Annotated in this window: 18 protein-coding genes; 11 read left to right on the top strand and 7 right to left on the bottom strand. The window is 62.2% G+C overall.

The genetic code is table 11. The features are described from left to right. Positions 1-2: 2 nt before the first annotated feature. Complete coding sequence (locus N0P34_RS04515) at positions 3-1,013, bottom strand: Gfo/Idh/MocA family oxidoreductase (RefSeq protein WP_275605819.1); 1,011 nt, start codon at positions 1,011-1,013, stop codon at positions 3-5. Positions 1,014-1,314: 301 nt separating this feature from the next. Between N0P34_RS04515 and N0P34_RS04510 the strand changes: the two genes are divergently transcribed. From N0P34_RS04510 to N0P34_RS04460, 11 genes are all read left to right on the top strand, one after another. Then, the gene (locus N0P34_RS04510) at positions 1,315-2,589 is read left to right on the top strand and encodes an ABC transporter substrate-binding protein (RefSeq protein WP_275605818.1); all 1,275 of its coding nucleotides are present in this window, start codon (positions 1,315-1,317) and stop codon (positions 2,587-2,589) included. A gap of 65 nt (positions 2,590-2,654) precedes the next feature. Next, on the top strand, positions 2,655-3,653 hold the full coding sequence (locus tag N0P34_RS04505; RefSeq protein WP_275605817.1) for a sugar ABC transporter permease: 999 nt from the start codon (positions 2,655-2,657) through the stop codon (positions 3,651-3,653). After that, positions 3,646-4,731 (top strand): carbohydrate ABC transporter permease, encoded by a 1,086-nt coding sequence (locus tag N0P34_RS04500; protein WP_275605816.1) that lies wholly within the window; start codon positions 3,646-3,648, stop codon positions 4,729-4,731. Before N0P34_RS04505 ends, N0P34_RS04500 begins: the two co-directional genes overlap by 8 nt. An 11-nt stretch (positions 4,732-4,742) precedes the next feature. After that, complete coding sequence (gene ugpC, locus N0P34_RS04495) at positions 4,743-5,837, top strand: sn-glycerol-3-phosphate ABC transporter ATP-binding protein UgpC (RefSeq protein ID WP_275605815.1); 1,095 nt, start codon at positions 4,743-4,745, stop codon at positions 5,835-5,837. Between the two features lie 12 nt (positions 5,838-5,849). Next, positions 5,850-6,260, top strand: a complete 411-nt coding sequence (locus tag N0P34_RS04490) for a VOC family protein (protein ID WP_275605814.1) — start codon at positions 5,850-5,852, stop codon at positions 6,258-6,260. A 376-nt stretch (positions 6,261-6,636) separates the two neighbouring features. Continuing rightward, a complete protein-coding gene (locus tag N0P34_RS04485) occupies positions 6,637-7,521 on the top strand; it encodes a phytanoyl-CoA dioxygenase family protein (protein ID WP_275605813.1) in 885 nt (294 codons plus the stop codon). A gap of 123 nt (positions 7,522-7,644) precedes the next feature. Beyond that, on the top strand, positions 7,645-8,940 hold the full coding sequence (locus N0P34_RS04480; protein WP_275605812.1) for an ABC transporter substrate-binding protein: 1,296 nt from the start codon (positions 7,645-7,647) through the stop codon (positions 8,938-8,940). A gap of 137 nt (positions 8,941-9,077) precedes the next feature. Then, a complete protein-coding gene (locus N0P34_RS04475) occupies positions 9,078-9,971 on the top strand; it encodes a sugar ABC transporter permease (protein WP_275605811.1) in 894 nt (297 codons plus the stop codon). Positions 9,972-10,097: 126 nt separating this feature from the next. Then, positions 10,098-10,868 carry a carbohydrate ABC transporter permease gene (locus N0P34_RS04470; protein WP_275606923.1) on the top strand — a complete coding sequence of 257 codons (771 nt, stop codon included), beginning with the start codon at positions 10,098-10,100 and terminating at the stop codon, positions 10,866-10,868. Positions 10,869-10,878: 10 nt separating this feature from the next. Then, the gene (gene ugpC, locus N0P34_RS04465; protein WP_275605810.1) at positions 10,879-11,937 is read left to right on the top strand and encodes a sn-glycerol-3-phosphate ABC transporter ATP-binding protein UgpC; all 1,059 of its coding nucleotides are present in this window, start codon (positions 10,879-10,881) and stop codon (positions 11,935-11,937) included. Beyond that, positions 11,934-13,580: a hypothetical protein gene (locus tag N0P34_RS04460; protein ID WP_275605809.1), complete on the top strand. Its 1,647-nt coding sequence runs from the start codon at positions 11,934-11,936 to the stop codon at positions 13,578-13,580. Before ugpC (N0P34_RS04465) ends, N0P34_RS04460 begins: the two co-directional genes overlap by 4 nt. Positions 13,581-13,648: 68 nt before the next feature. Here the strand turns inward: N0P34_RS04460 and N0P34_RS04455 are convergent, their stop codons facing one another. From N0P34_RS04455 to N0P34_RS04430, 6 genes are all read right to left on the bottom strand, one after another. Continuing rightward, the gene (locus N0P34_RS04455) at positions 13,649-14,665 is read right to left on the bottom strand and encodes an ABC transporter ATP-binding protein (protein ID WP_275605808.1); all 1,017 of its coding nucleotides are present in this window, start codon (positions 14,663-14,665) and stop codon (positions 13,649-13,651) included. Beyond that, positions 14,647-15,618, bottom strand: coding sequence for an ABC transporter ATP-binding protein (locus N0P34_RS04450; RefSeq protein ID WP_275605807.1), 972 nt, complete (start codon positions 15,616-15,618; stop codon positions 14,647-14,649). The genes N0P34_RS04455 and N0P34_RS04450 overlap by 19 nt, the downstream gene beginning before the upstream one ends. Then, positions 15,608-16,645: an ABC transporter permease gene (locus N0P34_RS04445; protein ID WP_275605806.1), complete on the bottom strand. Its 1,038-nt coding sequence runs from the start codon at positions 16,643-16,645 to the stop codon at positions 15,608-15,610. The genes N0P34_RS04450 and N0P34_RS04445 overlap by 11 nt, the downstream gene beginning before the upstream one ends. Positions 16,646-16,648: 3 nt before the next feature. After that, a complete protein-coding gene (locus tag N0P34_RS04440; RefSeq protein ID WP_275605805.1) occupies positions 16,649-17,623 on the bottom strand; it encodes an ABC transporter permease in 975 nt (324 codons plus the stop codon). 149 nt (positions 17,624-17,772) lie between these two features. Beyond that, the gene (locus N0P34_RS04435) at positions 17,773-19,455 is read right to left on the bottom strand and encodes an ABC transporter substrate-binding protein (RefSeq protein ID WP_275605804.1); all 1,683 of its coding nucleotides are present in this window, start codon (positions 19,453-19,455) and stop codon (positions 17,773-17,775) included. Positions 19,456-19,560: 105 nt separating this feature from the next. Beyond that, positions 19,561-20,583 carry a LacI family DNA-binding transcriptional regulator gene (locus N0P34_RS04430; RefSeq protein ID WP_275605803.1) on the bottom strand — a complete coding sequence of 341 codons (1,023 nt, stop codon included), beginning with the start codon at positions 20,581-20,583 and terminating at the stop codon, positions 19,561-19,563. Positions 20,584-20,752: the final 169 nt, after the last annotated feature.

The following is a 20,752-nucleotide window of genomic DNA, read 5'->3' as shown; positions in this document are numbered from 1 at the left end:
TGTTATCCTCCTTGAGAAATTCTTGCGGCCTTGGTCTGCGCCTCGAGCGAGAGGCGGCAGACTTCATAGACATGGTCCTGGGTCATCGCCGTTTCGGTCCGGTTCTCGACATCGCTGAGGAACTGACGGAAATAGTCGAGCTCCTCGCCCGAGCAGTCGATGTACTGCACCCCGCTCCCGTTCACGAGAAAGAGGTGATCCTTCCCCTCGCGTCCGGCAATGTCGATATATTTGCGCAGCTCGATATAGCCTTCAGTTCCCAGAATGGTCAGGCGACCATCGCCCCAACTGGGCAGCCCATCAGGCGTGAACCAATCGACGCGGATATACCCGCTGGCCTTGTCGCTGCGCAACAGCAGATCCCCGAAATCCTCGAAGCCCGGCGCCTGCTCATTGGCGAAATTGCCCACCTGCGAGGCCACCATTTCCGCCCTGTCCGACCCGGTATAGAACAGGAACTGGTCGATCTGATGGGAGGCGATATCGACGATGATCCCGCCAAAGGCATCGTGCTCCCAGAACCAGTCTGGCCGTCCGCTGCCCAGCCGGTGCGGCCCGACCCCCATGGTCTGGATCACCCGCCCGATCGCCCCCTCGGCCACCAGCTTTCCCGCCTTCACCGCCGAACGCACGCAATGGCGCTCGGTAAAGCAGATCGAAAACATCCGCCCCGTCTCCGCCACCGCCTGGCGCACGGCCTCGAGCTGCTCGAAAGTCGTGACGCCCGGCTTGTCGGTGATGACATCCTTGCCAGCCCGCATCGCTGCGATTCCGATCCCCGCCCGGTCGCGCGGAATGGCGGCGGTGCAGATAATGTCGATGCTGTCGTCGGCCAGCAGCGCCTCGCGCTCAATCCTCGGCGCATCCGGATAGGTCGCCGCAAACTGCTCGACCAGCGCCGGCACCGAGCTGCGCGGGCAATAGCCCACAAACTCCGCGCCGGCCCGCAGCAGCCCCTTCACATGATCATGAATATGGCCGTGGTCGATGCCGATCACTCCAAATCTGGTCATTGTTGCCATGACCTCCTCTGTGTCCAATAGTGTAGCTGAAAGTGCACGGAGTGCGTTTTTGGTAAGACCAGATAGAAACCACCCCGGGGTGTCAACCCTTCGAGCGGAACCGAGCCGAACCATCGATAATCGACCAAAATGGTCTAGATTTCCCGCGCTATGAGCCGTTTGATCTCCCCACCGGCACGGACCACAGCGCCCCCGGGCAGCCTCCTCGCCCCAACCTCTTGACAATCTGGTCTGACCAGAACAGGCTTTCTGAAATGACCGCAAAAGCGGCATCAGGAGGAGGAAAGTCTAGATGATACGCAGATCCTTGACGACATCCACCGCTTTGGCCCTGCTCATGGCCAGCGCGACTTCCATGGCCCATGGCCAGCAGATCACACTCATGGTGGGCGATACCGGCAGTGGCGGCACGCTGTTCGAGGAAATGTCCAAATCCTTCGAGGCCGAAAATCCGGGCGTGGACGTGGTCATCGAGGAGGTCAGTTACCAGACCATCGTCGAAAGCCTGCCCGTCCAGCTCGAAGCCGGTGAAGGTCCCGATATCGCCATCATCACCGATCTGGGCGGCCTGTCCCGTTTCTACCAGGACATCACGCCCTATGTGGATGCCGCCTATTTCGAGCAGGAATGGGGCCAGACGCTGCAGTGGCTGCGCGGCGGCATTGCCGGCAGCACGGCGATCAACGGCATGCCGACGACGCTCACCGTCAATGGCGCCTATGTCAATCTGACCCTCTTCGAGCAGGCCGGCGTGCCCGTTCCGCAGGAGGGTGCCACCTGGAAGGAATGGGCCGAGGCCACCCGCCAGGTCGCCGAAGCCACCGGCACCGAGTTCGCCATGGAAATGGATCGCTCCGGCCACCGCTTCGCCAGCCTCGCCATCAGCCACGGCGCCCAGATGGTCGACGAAGCCGGCAAGCCAGTGGTCGATGATGGCCTCAAGGCCGCCATCGAGCAGTTCGTCGAATGGCATCAGGACGGCACCATGCCGATGGATCTCTGGGGCGCTGTCGGCGGGGCCACCCACCGCGAACTCTTCTCCGACTTCCTCAACGCCAATGTCGTGCTCTATTTCGGCGGCTCGTGGACCTTGGCGCAGATGGATAGCGAAGTCGGCGATCTCTTCGACTGGGCCGTCATGCCCGCGCCCTGCGGCCCGTCCTCCTGCACGGTCATGCCGGGCGGCGGCGCCATGACTGTCTTCTCCCACACCGATAACCCCGAACTGGCGGGCAAGCTGATCGCCCATTTCGCCAAGCCGGAAAACCTCGACTACTACATCTCCAACGAAGTCGAGCTTCCCTCGGCCGCCTCCCAGATCGCCAATGGCGTCGACTATCCGTCGGCGTCCCAGCGCACTTCCGAGGCGCTTGCGACCTTCATCAACCAGATCCCCAAGATGGACCCAGCGGCCTTCCGCTTCCAGGGCTGGCGCTATCAGCGCGCCATGATGAACGCGCTGACCACCCGCATCAGCCAGGTGCTCAACAGTGAGCTGACCGTCGATGAGGCCCTGGTGCGCATCGAGGAAGACGTCAATCTCGCCATCCAGGCCGCTGGCGGCTAGTCCCGACACGATCCCGGGCCGCCCTTCCGGGGGCGGCCTTTCTGCGCCTCTCGGAGATATGCCGGATGAGTGTTCGAACCCAGTTCGCCTCGAGTGCCGCCGTGATCCTGGCCCTGCCGGCCCGGCTGATCGAGCCCTTCATGTCGGGCGTCCAGAAGCTCGTCGGCATCAAGCGCATGCCCTGGGTCTTCCTGGCGCCCAATCTCACCGCCGTGGTGCTCTTCGCCCTTCTGCCGGTGTTCATCAACATCTTCTATTCGGTCAGCGGCAGCGACCGCCTCTACCCCTGGGATCGCCCCCTGGTCGGCGGCGCCAATTACCAGACCCTCTTCGACTGCGGCAATTATTTCGATCCCTCCACCTGCTCGCGCGACCTCTTCTGGCGCGCCCTGGGCAACACCATGGTCTTCGTGCCCATTCAGGTGGTGTGCATGATCGTGGTGGCCCTGCTCACCGCCCTCTGCCTCAATCGCGACATTCGCGGACGCGGATTCTTTCGCGGCATTTTCTTTTTCCCGGTCATGCTGTCGCCCGTCGTCGTGGCGCTGACCTGGCAGTGGATCCTCCAGCGCAATGGCGCCCTCAACGGGCTGATCTCCTATGTGGGGCTGACGCCGGTCAACTGGCTGGTCTTTCCCAACACGGCCTTCTTCTGGTCGGTCTTCATCACCGTCTGGGCCCATATGGGCTTTTACACCATCATCCTCCTCGCCGGGCTCCAGGCCATTCCGCGCGATGTCTATGAGGCGGCGCGCATGGACAGCGCCACGCCCACCCGCGTCTTTTTCAAGATCACCCTGCCGCTCCTCAAGCCGGTCCTGCTCGTCGTCTTCATCCTCGCCGTCATCCGCTCGGTGCAGACCTTCGACGAGCTCTATGTGCTGACCGGCGGCGGGCCCGGCTCGGCCACGATGCTCATGGTGCAATATATCTACGAGGTAGGCTTCGCCTCCCAGCCGCGCAATTTCGGGCTGGCCGCCGCCGCCTCCCTGCTGCTCGGCCTCGCGCTCCTCATCTTCACCGGCATCCAGATGCGTATTTCCCGCGGGGGCAACAATGACTGACACCGGCCTCGTCCGCTCCGGCGCCTCCGTAACCGACTTCGTCCTCCGCCGGCGCGGCCGCAAGAAGCGCGACTGGACCGATTGGCTGACCTATCTCTACCTGCTGATCGGCATGGTGATCATGTTCACCCCGGTGCTCTGGGTCGTGGTGTCTTCGTTCAAGACCCCGGCCAATCTCACCGAATTTCCGCCCACCCTTCTGCCCTACGCCGCCGAGACCATAATGGTGGACGGCTACGACAATCCGCTCCCCCTATTCGATGTCGTCACCCAATCCGGCGAGACCGTCCGCCTCGCCCAGCTGCGGCGCGTCGGCATCCAGGCCCAGATGGTCGACCCGGCCAACCCCACCGAGCGCATCACCGTGCCGGTTGCCAATGCCACCCCGGTCCGGCAGGTCTATCTCGCCTTCGAAAACTACACCAATCTGCTTGAAGGCTCCGGCGGCCAGATCTGGCGCCATGTGTTCAACAGCCTCTTCATTACCGTGGTGGCCACCATCATCACCCTGGTGATGAATTCCATGGCCGCCTTCGCGCTCTCCAAATACCGCTTCCGCGGCTCCAATGTGGCGCTGGTTTCCATCCTCGCCACGCTGATGATCCCCGCGACGGTCGTCCTCGTCCCCACCTATATGATCGTTGCCCAGCTGGGCCTCGTCGGCAATCTCTGGGGCGTCATCCTCCCCACCGTGGCCACGCCCACCGGGGTCTTTCTCCTCCGCCAATATATGCTGACCATCCCCGACGAGCTGATCGAGGCCGCGCGCATGGACCACGCCAGCGAATGGCGCATCTTCTGGCGCATCATCCTGCCGCTCTCCTCGCCGGCCCTCGCCGTCGTTGCCATCTTCTCCATTCTCTCGCGCTGGAACGACTTCCTTTTGCCCCTCGTCGTCCTCACGCGGCGCGAGTCCTATACGCTCCAGCTCGCCCTCGCCTCGTTCCAGACCGAATACGGCATTCGCTACGAGATCCTACTGGCCATGACCACGCTGACGGCCCTGCCGCTCGCCTTCGCCTTCATTTTCCTCCAGCGCTACATCACCAGCGGCATCGCTTCGACCGGCATCAAGTAAGGATCTTTGTCATGGCCAATCTCACCCTCGACAATGTCACCAAATCCTTCGGCCTGGTCGAAGTCATTCCCGGGGTCGATCTCGAAATCAATGACGGTGAATTCGTCGTCTTTGTCGGGCCGTCCGGCTGCGGCAAGTCCACGCTGCTGCGCCTCATCGCCGGGCTCGAGGACGTCTCGGGCGGCGACATCCGCATTGATGGCCAGAGCGTCGTCGACACCCCGGCCGCAGATCGCGGTGTCGCCATGGTGTTCCAGTCCTATGCGCTCTACCCGCACATGACCGTGCGCCAGAACCTCAGCTTCGGCCTCGAGAACATTCGCATGCCCAAGCCCGAGATCGAGCGCCGGGTCAGCGACGCCGCAAAACTGCTCCAGATCGAACAATTGCTCGAACGCCGTCCCAAGCAATTGTCCGGCGGCCAGCGCCAGCGCGTTGCCATCGGCCGCGCCATCACCCGCGACCCCAAGATCTTTCTCTTCGACGAACCGCTCTCCAATCTCGATGCCGAGCTGCGCGTTCTCATGCGCGTCGAGATCACCAAGCTCCATGAGCGCCTCGGCAACACCATGATCTACGTCACCCACGACCAGATCGAGGCCATGACCATGGCCGACAAGATCGTCGTGCTGCGCAGGGGCATTATCGAGCAGGTCGGCGCCCCGCTCGATCTCTACAACAATCCGCTCAATCTTTTCGTCGCCGGCTTCATCGGCTCGCCCCGCATGAACTTCGTCACCGGCACGCTGACGGCCGATGGCCCGACCCTCGTCTTCAACGCCCCCGGCCTGCCGCCCCTGCCCCTCGCCGGCACTATCGTCACCCCGCGCGATCCCGGCGAGACCGTCACCCTCGGCGTCCGTCCCGAAGATTTCACCGTCTCCCGCGATCCCGGGGCCGGCTGGCCGGTCACGGTCGGGGTGGCCGAACAATATGGCGCCTCAAGCTATCTGCACTGCACCCTTGCCGGCGACATACCGCTCCTTATTCACGAGGCCGGGCAAAGCCAGGCTCGCCGTGGCGACCAGCTTTACGTCGCACCCCGCAACACCCACTGGCACCTCTTCGGCGCCGATGGCCTCGCCCTCACCCGCACCGCAAGCTGAAGGACCAAAACCATGCTGCTGGGCTTTGAACATGTCGGCATTACCGTCAGCGACCTCGACCGCAGCCTCCAGTTCTACTGCGACCTCATCGGCATGAAGCTGATCCTGCGCAAGACCATGCCGCGCGGCTCTGGCGAGCTCGCCTTCGTCGACATGGGCAATGGCCAGCTCGAACTCGTCTGCCCCTCGCCCGCGGTCGTCACCCCGGCCGCCGCGCTCGAGCCCACCCGCGCCGGCATCCGCCACCTCACCCTCGCCTTCACCGATATCGATGCGACCTATGCCAAACTCATCGCCGCCGGAGCGCCCTCGATCGAGCCACCGCGCGATGCGCACAATCGTGAAATCCTCGCCCGCGTCGCCTTCCTGTCCGACCCGGATGGCAATGTCATCGAATTAGCACAGCGCCAATCTCAACGTTAACAGTCTGCTAACATCTACACGGCACATGCGGACATTTCCGGGACGCTTGGTCGACTGTATTTCCCGCCCGACGGGCAAAGAAAATTCATGCCAGACGCCTTGCCGGAACAGCACTCCACTTGACTTGTATGGAAGATATTGCGATCTTCCGACGGTCTGAGCGGGGTCAACCTCTCAGGAACGGCCGGAGACACGTCATGGGCGAAAAGCCCAGCCAGGGTATGTGGTTAAGCGTGAGCTACGCGGTACGTCTGCTGTCTGACCGCCTAAACCCCGGACAGTTGCTCGTATCGACCTTCTGAGTTGCCCGCAAAAGGAACACAACCGTGCGGTCGCGGTTGGCGGGACGAGAAATTCTCTCCAGCAGCGCCGCCTGATGACCCCGAACGGGGCAGCGGGATATGGGATGGAGAACGGTCTTGCCGCAGGCGCGCCCTGCACCGACCTAGAGCGCTATCTGTTTGATCTCAATGGATATTTGGTCCTGCGCAACGCGCTGTCTTCCGAGGAAGTCGCCGCCTGCAATCGCCTCCTCGACGATGTCGATGGCTTTGTCGGCGACGGCTGGCATGGCCAGGTCAAGCTCTACAACAATCCCGACCGCCAGGAAGGATTGATCCTCCAGCAGGTCTACGAAGGCGGCCCGATCTGGGAGAGCTTCATCGACCATCCGTCCTGGTTCCGCAAGGCCGTCCACTTCATCGGTTCGGACGACCCCGAAAATTTTGACGGCCACCACGGCCCTGCCTTTATCGACGAGTGTTTCGCCTCGGTCCGCGGCCCCGGCCAGGCGCTGCGCCTCCACTCGGGCGGCCATGTCGGCACCATCCGCACCCAGTACCGCTTCCACGCCGGAAAATTCCACTGCGGCCAGGTCAACGTCTTGATTGCGCTCAATGATATCGGCCCCGGCGATGGCGCCACCATGGTCATTCCCGGCAGCCACAAATCCAATTTGCGCCACCCCCAGACCGTCGCTCTCGACAAGCGCGACGAGCAATCCTCGGTCGATGGCGTTGCCGGAGCAGTGGAAATTCATCTCAAGGCTGGCGATGCTCTGATGTTCGTCGACGCCATCATGCACGGCGCCGCCCGCCGCACCAATCCCGGCCAGCGCCGAATGACCGTCTACCGCTACGGGCCCAGCTGGGGCTATTTCCGACACTCATACGTGCCGAGCCCGGAACTACTGGCCCAGCTGTCGCCCGAACGCCGCCAGATCATCATGCCGCACAAACTGCCGGCCGCCGCCAATGGCTGACCGCAATCGGCAAAAGCGTCTGACTTGCCCCAACAAGAGGTACGTAAGTCAGCCTCAAGATTAGGACCTCGCATCGTTAGGGAGTGATGCGAGGAAGACGTAGACTGCTCACGGGAGGAACTAATGAGCAAACTCAACAGACGCCTGTTTATGGGAGCCGCCGGCTCCGTCATCGCGCTCTCGGCCCTTGGCCGCCCCGCCTTCGCGCAGGGCACGCAGATCCGCCATTTCTGGTGGGGCAACCCCGAGCGCGACAAGCGCACCTTTGCCGTGATCGAACTTTTCAACCAGAAGAATCCCAATATCACCGTCAGTGGTGAAACGCTTGGCTTTGCTGATTATTTCACCAAGCTGACCACCCAGATCGCCGGCGGCAACATGCCCGACGTGATCCAGCAGGGCTATGGCGTGCTGTTCGAATACATCGCCAATGGCGCGGTCGTTCCGCTCGACGACTATGTCGGCAAGACCCTCGACATCTCCAAGATCGACCAGTCCGCCATCGATGCCGGCACGGTGGATGGCAAGTTCTACGCCCTCTCCATCGGCGCCAATTCTCACATGGCGATCTACAACACCCGCCTCTACGAAGAGGCTGGCATCAAGATCGGCGAAGGCGCCGATTTCGATCCTTATGGCTACACCTATGATGACCTCGCCCGCATCGGCGCGCAGATCAAGCAAGCCACCGGCGTCCCCGGCACCGACGACAACACGGCCGACTACCAGAATTTCTCCGACTTCACCGCCCAGAAGGGCGTGGCGATGTACAATGATGACGGCACCTATGGCGTCACCCAGGAAATCGTCGAGGAATACTGGAGCATCTGGCAGAAGATCCGCGAGGCCGGCGCCACCCCGGCAGGTCCGGAATCTGCGGGTCTCGCTGGCGTGTCCGACCTCAGCCAGCTCGGCGTTGTCACCGGCAAGACGGCCACATCCTATGTCTGGAGCAACCAGCTTGTCGGCGCCCAGGGCCTGGTCCAGGATCCGCTCGGCGCGGCCATGTACCCCAATACCCCGGATATGATCCCCGGCTCGATCATCCAGCCGAGCCAGTTCGTCTGCCTCACCCGCGACAGTGTCGATCCCGAAGCCGCCACCGCCTATATGAGCGCATTCGTCAACGATCTCGACATCACCGCCATCCTTGGTCTCGAGCGCGGCATCCCCTCCAATCCGGACGTTCGCGCGGCCCTCGAACCCAACCTCTCGGCTGCCGAAGCAGTGTCGGTGGCCTTCTTCGATGCCATCCAGGGCAAGACCGCCGCCCTCGCGCCGCCGCCGCCGTCCGGCTCCAACGAAGTCGAACAGACTTTTGAACGCGTGGCGGTCTCGGTCCTCCTCGGCGAAAAGTCGATCAGCGACGTCGCCACCGACTTCCTCGCCCAGGCCAAGGCCATCCTGGCCCGCGCTTGATCTCCGGGCGTCGCAACAACGGCGCCACATTCACGAACAGCACCTCCCCCTTGAAGGGGGAGGTTGGGAGGGGGTGGCGGTTTGGCACCTGGCCTTGACCGTCGCCTGCCACCCCATGACCGAGTAGGACCAGTGCCATGGAAAAATTCTTCCGACGCAATTTCGCCGGCTATGCGTTTCTATCGCCTTGGCTGATCGGCTTTTTCCTGCTCGCGATCGGTCCGATCCTGGCCTCGCTCTATCTCAGCTTCACCAAGTACAACATCGTGCGCCCCCCGCAGTGGATCGGGCTCGACAATTTTGTCTACATGTTCGAGTTCGACGACCGCTTCAAGAAGGCGCTTCAGGTCACTTTCACCTTTGTCGTGATTTCCGTGCCCGCCAAGCTGATCTTCGCCCTCGGCGTCGCCATGGCGCTCGACAAGGGCATCAGGGCCATCGGCTGGTATCGCGCACTCTTTTACCTGCCCTCGATCCTCGGCGGCTCTATCGCCGTCGCCATCCTCTGGCGCCAGCTGTTCAATTATGATGGCGTTATCAACGGCATACTGCGCGTCTTCGGTGGCGACGGCCCCTATTGGCTGGCCGACCCAAAATATTCGCTCTGGACGCTGATTGTCCTTGCCGTCTGGCAGTTCGGCTCGCCCATGCTGATCTTTCTGGCCGGCCTCCGCGCCATTCCCCAGGAACTCTACGAGGCCGCCGAGATCGACGCCGCCGGCCCTATCCGAAAATTCTTCGCCATCACCGTGCCGCTGCTGGCGCCCGTCATCTTCTTCAATCTGGTCCTGCAGATGATCGAGGCCTTCAAGAGCTTTTCCGGCGCCTTCATCATCTCCGGCGGCAGCGGCGCCCCGCTCGACAGCCTTCTGTTCTTCACCGTCTATCTCTACGAAGAGGCCTTCAGCTATCTGCGCATGGGCTATGCCTCGGCTCTCGCCTGGGTGCTCCTCGTGATCATCGCGGCCTTCACCGCAATCGCCTTCTGGACCTCCAAATATTGGGTCCACTACGAAAACGAGCGGGGTTGAGCCATGACCGACGCCACTTTGCCCACCACCCCCATGACCGCCAGGGACTATCGTGAGCTCAAGGCCAAGCGCGCTAGGCGCGCGGGCGTGTTCAAGCACATTTTTCTCATCATAACCTCGCTGATCATGACCTATCCGCTGATCTGGATGCTGGCGGCCTCGTTCAAGCCCGACAACCAGATCTTTGGCTCGCTCTCGCTCTGGCCGACCGAGTTTGACTGGCTGAATTACTGGCAGGGCTGGAACGCGCTCTCGGTCGATTTCGGACGCTTCTTCTGGAATTCCACCGTCGTGACCGTGCTCTCGGTCATCGGCAATGTGCTCTCCTGTTCCTTTGCCGCCTATGCCTTTGCCCGGCTCGAATTTACCGGGAAGAACATCTGGTTCGCCCTGATGATGATGACGCTGATGATCCCCTATCACGTCGTTCTCATCCCCCAGTACCTGCTGTTCCTGCAGCTGGGCTGGGTGAACACCTATCTGCCCCTGATCGTGCCGCAGTTCCTTGCTGGCGACGCCTTCTTCATCTTCCTGATGGTGCAGTTTTTCCGCCAGCTGCCGCGCGAACTCGACGAGGCGGCCATGATCGACGGCTGCTCGCCGTTCAAGATCTATTGGGCCATCATCCTGCCGCTGAGCCTGCCTGCCATGGCAACCGCCGCCATCTTCAGCTTCATCTGGACCTGGCAGGATTTTCTGGGCCCGCTGGTCTATCTCAACAAGGTCGAGGACTACACCGTCCCGCTCGCCCTGCGCATGTTCCTCAGCCAGGATGGGGCCAGCCAGTACGGGCCGATGTTCGCCATGTCGATCCTCTCGATCCTGCCGATCTTCCTCTTCTTCATCATCTTCCAGCGCCTCATCATCCGCGGCATCGCCATGAGCGGACTAAAGTAAGGACGAAGCCATGGCATCCGTTACCCTTTCAGAAGTCCGCAAGGCTTATTCCGGCTTCGAAGTCGTCCACGGCATCGACCTCGAAGTGCAGTCCGGCGAATTCCTCGTGCTGGTCGGCCCATCCGGCTGCGGAAAATCAACGCTCCTGCGCATGATCGCCGGGCTCGAGGAGATCACCGACGGCACGATTTCCATTGGCGACCGCGTGGTCAACGACCTCCCGGCCAGCCAGCGCAACCTCTCCATGGTGTTCCAGTCCTACGCCCTCTACCCGCACATGTCGGTGCGCAAGAACCTGGCGTTCGGCCTCGGCAATCTGCGCATGCCCAAGGACGAGATCGCCCGCCGCGTTGCCGAAGCCGCAAAAATCCTCCAGATCGAGGAACTGCTTGAGCGCAAGCCCCGCCAGCTCTCCGGCGGCCAGAAGCAGCGCGTCGCAATCGGCCGCGCCATTGTGCGCGAACCGCAGCTTTTCCTTTTTGACGAACCCCTCTCCAACCTCGATGCGGAATTGCGCGTGCAGATGCGCGTCGAACTCGCCGGGCTCTACAATCGCCTCGGCACCACCATGATCTACGTCACCCACGACCAGATCGAGGCCATGACCATGGCGACCCGCATCGCCGTGCTCAACAAGGGTCGGCTCGAGCAGGTCGGCACCCCCTACGAGCTCTACAACGCGCCGAAAAACCTCTTCGTCGCCAGCTTCATCGGCTCGCCGAAGATGAACCTCATCAAGGGCAATTCGAGCGGCACCGCTATCGATCTGACGGGCCTCGGGACTTTGCCGCGCGCAGCCGGGGCTGGACCGGTCACCCTCGGCGTTCGCCCCGAACATCTGGCCCTCGGCGCCCCCGGCGACATCTCGGTCGAGGGCACGATCACCCTCATCGAATATCTCGGCAGCGAGGTCTTTATCTATGTCGCCCTGCCTGACGGACAGACCCTTCTCGCCCAGGCGCCCGGCAATGTCCGCCACCAGCGCGGGGAAAAGGTTAGCGTGAGTTTCCGCGCCGAAGACACCCACCTCTTCGACGCCGATGGCCTGCGCATCGAGGCCGCCCAGTGACCGAGGATCTTCTCGCCGCCTTGCGCGCCACCGACATCGCCGCAGCCATCGGCCCCCTCGGCAAGCCCGCGGACGCTGCCCTCCTCGACGAGTGGCAGCGTTCCGGCGTGCGCTTCGTGTCCAACGCGCCCAAACTGACCGCCCGCTACTATCAGGCGGTGCGCGAACTGTTCGACTGCATCGCCCCCGCCGCCGACGACACGCCGATCCTGCACGAAGGCGGCATTTATCACGGCTGCTGGCTCGAAAGCACCGGCACGATCAATGCCGAACTCCTGAGCCGCTTCCTGCCCTCCATCAGCGGCGCCACCTTTGCCGCCTTTGCCAGACACCAGCGCGACGACGGGCTCTTTCCCTATAAGATGACGGCCGGCGGCCCCGGCTTCAGCCAGATCCAGTTGGTAAGCCCCCTCGCCCGCTCCGTCTGGAACCATTTTTGCCTCAACGGTCGCGACACGGCCTGGCTGCGCACCCAATACGACGCCATGTCACGCTACGACGCCTGGATCGCGCGACACCGCGATACATTGGGCACCGGCGCCGTCGAGGCCTTCTCGACCTACGACACTGGCCACGACCTCTCCTCGCGCTTCTGGCATGTGCCGGACAGCCCCTTCGGCAATGACCCCGCGCGCTGCGATCCCGACAATCCCATCCTGCCCTTCATCGCGCCCGACCTGACGGCGAACATCGCCTGCCAGCGGCATTATCTCGCCCGCATCGCCGATGCCCTGGGCGAAGACGCTGCCGGCTGGACCGACAAGGCAGACGCGAGCACCGAGGCGCTGTTTGCCCAATGCTTCGATGCCGAGGACGCCTTCTTCTACGATCGAGACCGGCATGGCCGGCCTGTCCGGCTCCAGTCAGACGTCCTGCTCCGCGTCCTCGCCTGCGAGATCGGAGAGGGCGACCTGTTCCGGGAGGCACTCGGGCGCTATCTGCTCAACACAAGAAAATTCTTCGCCAAATTCCCGCTGACCTCCATTGCCCTCGATGATCCGCGCTTCGATCCAAACTTCGCGCAGAACAGCTGGGCCGGCCCAACCAATTTCCTCACCCTCATCCGCACGGCGCACGCCTTCGAGCACCATGGCCACCACGTCGAACTGAGCTGGATCACCCAACCCACGCTCGCCGCACTTTTCGAGGCCGACCGCTTTCCGCAAACGCTCAATCCCTTTACCGGAGCGGCAGGGTTCACCGAGAAATACTCCCCGTCCATTCTCTGCCTGCTCGACTTCATCGAGCGTCTCTCGGGCATTCTGCCTCGCCCTGACGGAACCGTGTGGTTCACCTGCCTCCTGCCCAAGCCCGTCACGCACAAGTACGAAACCTGGAACACCGCCTACGCCCGGACAATCGACGGCGTCACCTTCGAGCTCGTCAACACATTGGAGGGCGGCGAAATCTATCGGGCTCGTCACCTGCTCTGCCGCTTTCCAGCCGGGACACGGATGATCCTTGATCGCTCCGGCGGTCTCCTGGGCGTCGTCGGCCTTACAAGCCGGATCGTCGAGGGGAGCGTCTGGTTTGACGGCCGTGAACTGCCGCTCTCGCTCGCCCCAAACGATCAATGGACCTGGGACGGCGCGGCCTTGCATCCGACCGGCGGCCCTGGACTTGTCCTGCCGCAATATTCCTGAGCTTGCATGCTTTTGGTCCGCATCGGTCGGGCCAGAAACCCAGGTCAGGGGATGAGTTTGCCCCTGCCTCACCCCAGATGATGACATCTGGCCGTGTGACCGGGTCCCACAGCCGCAGCTTCCGGCATCGTCTCCTTGCAGATCGCGCTGGCGCGGGGGCAACGCGAGACGAACGGACAGCCACGGCTATGGTTGGTCCAGAGCGGGATGTCTGTTGCCCGACGGCCTGGCACGACGGCGATCTTTCGATGCGGGTTGGGCACGGCTTCGATCAGCAATTGCGTATAGGGGTGTCGGGGATTGTCGGTGATTTCCCGGCTCGGGCCCTGCTCCACCACATGGCCTGCATACATGACTGCGGCCTCTTCGGCAAAATAGCGGGCCGTCGCGATATCATGCGTGATGTAGAGCGCGGCAAGCTGCCGATCCCGCTTGAGGTCTTCGAGCAGATTGAGGATGCCGAGGCGCACGGAAACGTCGAGCATGGAGGTTGGCTCATCGGCCAGAAGCACTTGCGGCTGCACAGAAAGCGCGCGGGCAATGGCAACGCGCTGGCGCTGGCCCCCGGACAGTTCGTGCGGGCGGCGCTTGAGGTAGTCGGCGGCCGGTCGTAGTCCGACACTTTCGAGAAGTTGGAGCATTTCGGCCTCGATCGCCGCTTTGCCGACAATATCGGGGCGATGCAGGCGCAGTGGGCGCTCGAGGTGATAGCCAATGGACTGCGTAGGATTGAGTGATCCAAACGGATCCTGGAACACCATCTGCACATCCGAGCGATATCGCTGCAGGCGAGCGCCCCTGAAGCCGCTGATATCTTCGCCGTGGAAACGGATGACGCCACCCGTTGGCTCATAGGCGCGGGCCAGCATGCGGGCACAGGTCGATTTCCCCGACCCGGATTCGCCGACCAGCGCGAGGGCGCGGCCCCGCGTCAGCTTGATCGAGACCCCGGTCAGGGCCTTGAGAAGGGTCTGGTTGAGAAAGGCCCCGCCGAGGACGAATTCCTTGTCGACATTGTCCATCTCGATGACGGTATCGCCGGCCCGATCAATGGTGCCCAATGGGTCTAGTTCAGCAAGTGACATGCGGCCTCGCTCTTGCTTTCGGGATAAAAGCGCAACTCGGGATTGATCGAGCGGCAGATGTCCATCGCGTGCGGACAACGCGGGGCAAACCGGCAGCCTTGCGGCAGCGAGCGCAGATCGGGCGGCGTGCCCGGAATACCCTCCATGCGCAGTCGTGGCCCGGTCAGCGGCGGAAAGCTGTTGCCGAGCGCGCGGGTATAGGGGTGAAGCGCGTTCTCGAGGATGGACTCGGCCGGAGCGACTTCAACCAATTCCCCCGAATACATCACGCCTATGCGGTCGCAAAACTCGATCATCAGCCCGAGATCATGGGTGATGAAGAGGACGGAAAACCCAAGCCGGGCCTTCAGTTCGACGATCTGCTCGATGATGTCGCGCTGCACCACCACGTCGAGCGCCGTGGTCGGCTCGTCCATGATGATGAGGCGCGGATTGAGCGCCAGTGCGATGGCGATACAGATGCGCTGGCGCATGCCGCCGGAGAACTGGTGCGAATAATCGTCGAGGCGGCGCGGTGGAATGCCGACCAGTTCGAACAATTCGATGGCCCGCTTGCGGGCACCGTCTTCGCCAAGCTCTGGCTGGTGCGTCTCGATCACATCCATGATCTGCTCGGACACCGGGATCACCGGATTGAGCGCATTCATGGCCGACTGGAAGACGAAGCTGACCTCGTTCCAGCGATAGGCCTTGAGCCGCGCCTTGTCGAATTTGAGCACGTCCTCGCCATTGAGGCGGATTTCGCCGCCCGAGACGAGACCCGGCAAGCGGGTCAACCGGGCGAGTGCGAACGCCACGGTGGACTTGCCACAGCCACTCTCGCCTGCGAGCCCGAAGGCCTCGCCTTCGCGGATGTCAAAATCGATGCCATTCACCGCGCGGGCAATAGAATGCTCGCCCACATAATCGACGGTGAGGTTTCGGACCTCCATCAGGGCACGATCAGAAGACATCGGCACTTCTCCCCCGGCGCCGCAGATAGCGTTTGATACGGCCGATCCCGCGCGAGGCCTTGAGCTGGGGATTGGTGATCTCATCGACGGCGAAATTGATCATCACCAGCGCCGCGCCAGTGAGCATGATGGCGACGGCCGGCGGCCAGATCTCCCACCAGGCCCCCGATTGCAGCGCCATATTGTTCTGCGCCCAGTAGAGCATGGTGCCCCAGGTCACGGCGTTGGGATCGCCGAGACCGATGAAGCTCAGCGCCGCCTCGGCGAGGATGGCCGAAATCGTGCCCAGCACCAGCCCGCCCATGAAGAAGCTGAGCATGTTGGGGAAGATTTCCTTGAGGATGATGCGCCATTTCCTCTCGCCCATCAGCTCGGCGGAGAGAACGAATTCCCGCGTGCGCAGGGAAAGCGTCTGCGTCCTGATGGTGCGTGCGGACCAGCCCCAGCCGGTCAGCGCCAGGACAATGCCGATGACAAGGGGCCCTGCACTATCCACAAGGCTCGCGATGACGATGATCAGCGGCAGCCCCGGCAGGACCAGTACGACATTGACGAAGAAGGTGAGGATATCGTCGACCCTGCCCCCGAAATAGCCTGCCGCAATGCCAATGGCCAAGCCGATTGCCGCCGAGGCGAGGCCGGCCCCGAAACCCACCGCAAGGCTGATGCGCCCGCCATAGGCCACCTGCGTATAGACATCCTTGCCCATCCGCGTGGTCCCCAGAACATGTTCGTAGCCCGGCGCGACGTGGGGTTTGCCGGCGCGGCGGTGCGGATTGTAGTCGCTGAAAATGGGCGCAAGGATCGAAAAGAGGATCAAGGCGAGAAGTAGGATGACGCCGAACATCCCTTTTGGATTGGTGACGAAAGCGGCAAGTGAAGGCGGCAGGCTGCTCGTCCATCCCGGCCGCGCCTTGATGCACAATTCCCGCATCAATTCTTCCTGGGTCGGCGCAGCGCTGGCGAGGGCTGCCTCGTCGAGGCGATCAAGCAGTGAAGCCGCTCTGGTCTGGGTAATGTCGGCCATGGATCAACCCTTTCTCAAACGGGGGTCGAGAATGACATTGGCGATGTCGGACAGGAGGTTGGCGACCAGCACCGACATGGTCAGCAACAGGAGCTGGGCCTGGATGAAGGAATAGTCCCGGCTCTCGATGGCGGTGATGGTGAATTTGCCGAGCCCGGGATAGTTGAACACCTGCTCGGTCACGAGCGCCCCGCCAAGCAGGAAACCGACGGACAGCGCCAGCGAGGTGATCTGCGGCATGATCGCGTTGCGGGCGACATAGCGGTAGCGCACGCGGCGGTCGCTCAGCCCCTTGGCGCGGGCCAGGATCACGAAATCCTCGTTGAGCAGATTGATCATGACGTTGCGCATGCCCAGATGCCAGCCGCCGAAGCTGACGATCAGGATGGAGAGCACCGGCAGGGTCGCGTGATAGAGCACGCTGCCGATGAAATTGAGATCGAACCCCGGCGACAGGCCGGTAGCGTGTGCGCGCCCGAGCGGAAACCATTTGAGCTCAAGGGAAAACGCATAGAACAGCAACAGTGCCACCACCGCCGGCGTAAAGGCATTGAGCATGACATTGAGCGGGGTGAACACGCTGTCGAAAAACCCGCCGCGGTTCCAGGCCGCGTGGATGCCCATCATGGTGCCGATCAGGAAGGCGAAGGTTATGGCGATGCCAACCAGAACGAGCGTCCAGGTCGCGCCGTAAAACAACAGCGACGACGTGGGTTCGGGGAACTGGACGGTGGAGATGCCGAAGTCGAAGCGCAGCACCTGCAGGACATAGCCGACATACTGCTCCCAGAGGGACCCTGTCGCTCCATAGGATGCGCGGATGGCCTCCACCTGCGCTTCGTTCAACCGCCCCTGGAAAGAGGCGATGATCCGCGCCGAAGGATCGCCCGGCATGACGCGCGGAATAAAGAAATTGAGCGTCACCGCAACGAAGAACGCCGCCAGGTAAAAGGCGACACGCCGCAGGATGTAGATCATTGCGCTTCCTCCGAATGGGCCGGACCGCAGCAACGGCGCTCGCCGCCCTTCTCGCTCGGGGGAGCCAGGGTGGGCCGTTCCAAAGGGAACGATGCCCACCCCGACCCTCCCCCCGGGAGACAAGAGCCGCGAATGCCGTGGCTGAACGGCTATCGGGCGATTGGCTTCAGCGCGAGAGCGTGGATGACGCGCTCCCGTGTGCCTTCATGCACGGTGGGACGGACGAAGGGATTTTCCGCCGTCACCCAGCCCTCGAAATTGCGCGTCGAGTATTCGTACCAGGTCGGGTTGGCGAAGAGCCCGATGACCGGCAGGTTTTCGGCGATGGTCGTGTGGATGGTATTCATATGCACCATCTGCTCGTCGCGATCGGCTGTGCTGCGGAAGGCCTGGAGCGCCTCTTCGATTTCAGGCAGACGCATCTGGTGCATGGCCTGGTAGTCGACGCGGCCCTTTTCCATGTTCCGCGGATTGAACATCGGATTGTAGGTGTTGTATGGCGTCGCCCCGCCATTGGTCCACATGATGTAGCTGTCGAAATCGCCGGTGCGGGCCTGATCGTTCCAGGCGCCCTGGTCCATGGTGCGGACGCTAGCATTGATGCCGACGTCCTGCAGGTTTTCCGAAATCGTCTGCCCGGTATTGATCCAGTCGGTCCAGCCATTGGGAATGTTGATATCGAACTGGATCGGCGTGCCATCGGGATTGTCGCGCCAATTGTCACCATCGGCGTCCACGAACCCGGCGGCGTCGAGCAACTCGGCCGCCCGATCGGGATCATACTGCATCAGCCATGTATAGGGCTCGAGCGCCTCTTCGTTGAACCAGGATGCATAGGCCTCCCCGGTACCGACAGGAAAGCGCGTATGGCTGGTCAGCCCGAACGTTGAAATATCGACAATTGTCTCGCGATCGATGGCGACCGACAGCGCCTTGCGGAATTCCAGATTGTTGAACGGAGCCTTGGTGGTATTGATCTGCAGGTTCACGTCACCACCGGGCGGCAACCAGTAATTGTTGAATTCCGATTGCGGTTTGAAAGTGATTTCCGGATCGGTCAGCCCCGTCCCCAACCAGTCGACATCGCCTGCGGACATGGACGCGATGATCTGTTCATTGCCGTTGAGCTGGAGGAAACGCAGGCAGTCTATGGCGTTTTCTTCATTGTAGCGGCTGGTTTCATTGCGACAGAAATCGACCGACGAGCGACTGAAATTGGCCACTTCGGTCCAGGGGCCCGTGGCGACCGGCTTGGTATTGGCAAAATTCTTGGGGTCATCCACGTCGGCCCAGATATGCTCTGGCAAGGTGTAGATGCCGCCGATGGCGTAGCGCGCCAGCGAATCCGGCACCTTGAGGTTAAACTTGACCGTATGGTCGTCGATCTTTTCCACGCTGACGATACTGCCGGTATTTGTCGCCTCCACATAGACGTCGATCCCCATCGGATAATCCTGATGGGCCTTGGCGTATTCGAAGGTGAACACGACGTCGTCGGCGTTGAACGCCTCGCCATCGCTCCACTGCACGCCTTCGCGCAGCTTGTAGGTGATCGACATCAGATCTTCGGCGATCTCATAGGAGGTCGCGAGCGCCGGAAAATCGTTTCCTGGATTCCAGACATTGTCGATCCAGAGCGGCTCGTAGGCGAAATCGCGCACGATCTGCTGCGGCATGGTCGGATTGTTGGGATTGAAGTTTTCGACGAATGCGTCGCTGTCCAGCACATGCAGCCGCAGGATGACCGGATTGTCCTGGGCGAGGACCGGCAGGCTCAGACCCAGCGCCGCCAAACCGACGGTCGCCATGGCGAAACGTCTCACCTTGTTCATTTTTATTCCCTCCACTTGTATTCTCCTCCTCGAGAATGTGTTGGTGAGACAGGTCTCACGGTGAACGATGCCGTTTCGTTGGCTTTTGCCGACGCGGCGTCTTGGCTAGACAACCTCCACTTCTGGTGGGTGCACAGCCACGCTGGAGCGCACCACGAGTTGGGTCTGCACCAGCGATTGCAACGGCCCGGTTTCCGGGTCCGCCAGCAAGGTCAGGAGATGTTCGGCAGCCAAATCGCCCAGCCGATCCGGCTTCTGCCTGATGGTGGTGAGCGGGGGCGCCATGAACTGGGCGTGATAACCATCGTCAAAGCCGATGACGGACACATCGTCCGGCACGGAAAGCCCGGCCTCGCCCAGGGCCATGTAGAGGCCGGCGGCGATGACATCGGCGCCGGCAAACACGGCCGTGAAGTCGCGGCGGCGCTTCAACAGGTTGCGACCGGCCGCATAGCCGAAATTTTCATGAAAGAGGCCGGAGCTGATCTCGATATCGTCGAGCGACAGCCCGAACTCGGCCAGCCCCGCTTCCACGCCATTGAGCCGATCGATCGCGTCGCCGATCCCCAGATCTCCCGAGAGATAGACGATCTTGCGATGCCCCTGTTCGAGCAGGTACCGCATTGCTGCGCGCGCGCCTTCGAAATTGTCGAGAAGCACTTTTCCACCCGACAAGGGACAATGGTCGTGCCCGATGGATACGACCGGGATGCGGGCCTTGCGCAGGATTTCGACGGCGTCGGCGCGCATGGGACGCTCGAGATAGAGCACGAGGCCATCGCAGGAGCGGTCGACGAGTTCGATGATGGCCCGCGCCTCCTGGTCCTGGTCGGCATAGCCAGAGGATACCATCAGCGACTTGCCGGCCGGGCGGATGCTGCGCTGGACGCCATAGACGATATTGGCAAAGTAAGGCGTGCCGATATCCACCATGACGGCGCCGATGACGTTTGAACGGTTGGATCGCAGGGCCTGCGCCATGGCATTGGGACGATAGCCAAGCTCCGCTATCGCCAGCTCGATCGCCCGTCGCTTCTCGCTGGAGACATAGCCATTGCCGGCGACGACCCGGGACACGGTCGACCGGGAAACACCCGCGCGTTTCGATACATCGGAGATGGTCGCCATATCGCAGCTCCCCTCCCAAGGCGCGCTATGAAATCGATCCCACCCAGCATGGGATCGATTTCATAGCCTGTCAAGCGCCTCTACCACTTTCGTCGGACGCCTTCAGGCGCCATGGTCTTGCGCCATGCAAACCTCCCACAAAAGAGAGGCGGCGCGTCGATCCCGCCTG

The sequence above is a fragment of the Devosia sp. FJ2-5-3 genome, from assembly GCF_029201545.1.
Classification (GTDB): domain Bacteria; phylum Pseudomonadota; class Alphaproteobacteria; order Rhizobiales; family Devosiaceae; genus Devosia.
The sequence above is the reverse complement of the archived record's forward strand: the minus strand, read 5'-3'. Positions and strand labels throughout refer to the sequence as shown.

Excerpts from the sequence above, each read along its gene's own strand:
- N0P34_RS04515 (WP_275605819.1), bottom strand. The coding sequence starts at position 1,013 with ATGACCAGATTTGGAGTGATCGGCATCGACCACGGCCATATTCATGAT.
- N0P34_RS04510 (WP_275605818.1), top strand. The coding sequence starts at position 1,315 with ATGATACGCAGATCCTTGACGACATCCACCGCTTTGGCCCTGCTCATG.
- N0P34_RS04505 (WP_275605817.1), top strand. The coding sequence starts at position 2,655 with ATGAGTGTTCGAACCCAGTTCGCCTCGAGTGCCGCCGTGATCCTGGCC.
- N0P34_RS04500 (WP_275605816.1), top strand. The coding sequence starts at position 3,646 with ATGACTGACACCGGCCTCGTCCGCTCCGGCGCCTCCGTAACCGACTTC.
- ugpC (WP_275605815.1), top strand. The coding sequence starts at position 4,743 with ATGGCCAATCTCACCCTCGACAATGTCACCAAATCCTTCGGCCTGGTC.
- N0P34_RS04490 (WP_275605814.1), top strand. The coding sequence starts at position 5,850 with ATGCTGCTGGGCTTTGAACATGTCGGCATTACCGTCAGCGACCTCGAC.
- N0P34_RS04485 (WP_275605813.1), top strand. The coding sequence starts at position 6,637 with ATGACCCCGAACGGGGCAGCGGGATATGGGATGGAGAACGGTCTTGCC.
- N0P34_RS04480 (WP_275605812.1), top strand. The coding sequence starts at position 7,645 with ATGAGCAAACTCAACAGACGCCTGTTTATGGGAGCCGCCGGCTCCGTC.
- N0P34_RS04475 (WP_275605811.1), top strand. The coding sequence starts at position 9,078 with ATGGAAAAATTCTTCCGACGCAATTTCGCCGGCTATGCGTTTCTATCG.
- N0P34_RS04470 (WP_275606923.1), top strand. The coding sequence starts at position 10,098 with ATGACCTATCCGCTGATCTGGATGCTGGCGGCCTCGTTCAAGCCCGAC.
- ugpC (WP_275605810.1), top strand. The coding sequence starts at position 10,879 with ATGGCATCCGTTACCCTTTCAGAAGTCCGCAAGGCTTATTCCGGCTTC.
- N0P34_RS04455 (WP_275605808.1), bottom strand. The coding sequence starts at position 14,665 with ATGTCACTTGCTGAACTAGACCCATTGGGCACCATTGATCGGGCCGGC.
- N0P34_RS04450 (WP_275605807.1), bottom strand. The coding sequence starts at position 15,618 with ATGTCTTCTGATCGTGCCCTGATGGAGGTCCGAAACCTCACCGTCGAT.
- N0P34_RS04445 (WP_275605806.1), bottom strand. The coding sequence starts at position 16,645 with ATGGCCGACATTACCCAGACCAGAGCGGCTTCACTGCTTGATCGCCTC.
- N0P34_RS04440 (WP_275605805.1), bottom strand. The coding sequence starts at position 17,623 with ATGATCTACATCCTGCGGCGTGTCGCCTTTTACCTGGCGGCGTTCTTC.
- N0P34_RS04435 (WP_275605804.1), bottom strand. The coding sequence starts at position 19,455 with ATGAACAAGGTGAGACGTTTCGCCATGGCGACCGTCGGTTTGGCGGCG.
- N0P34_RS04430 (WP_275605803.1), bottom strand. The coding sequence starts at position 20,583 with ATGGCGACCATCTCCGATGTATCGAAACGCGCGGGTGTTTCCCGGTCG.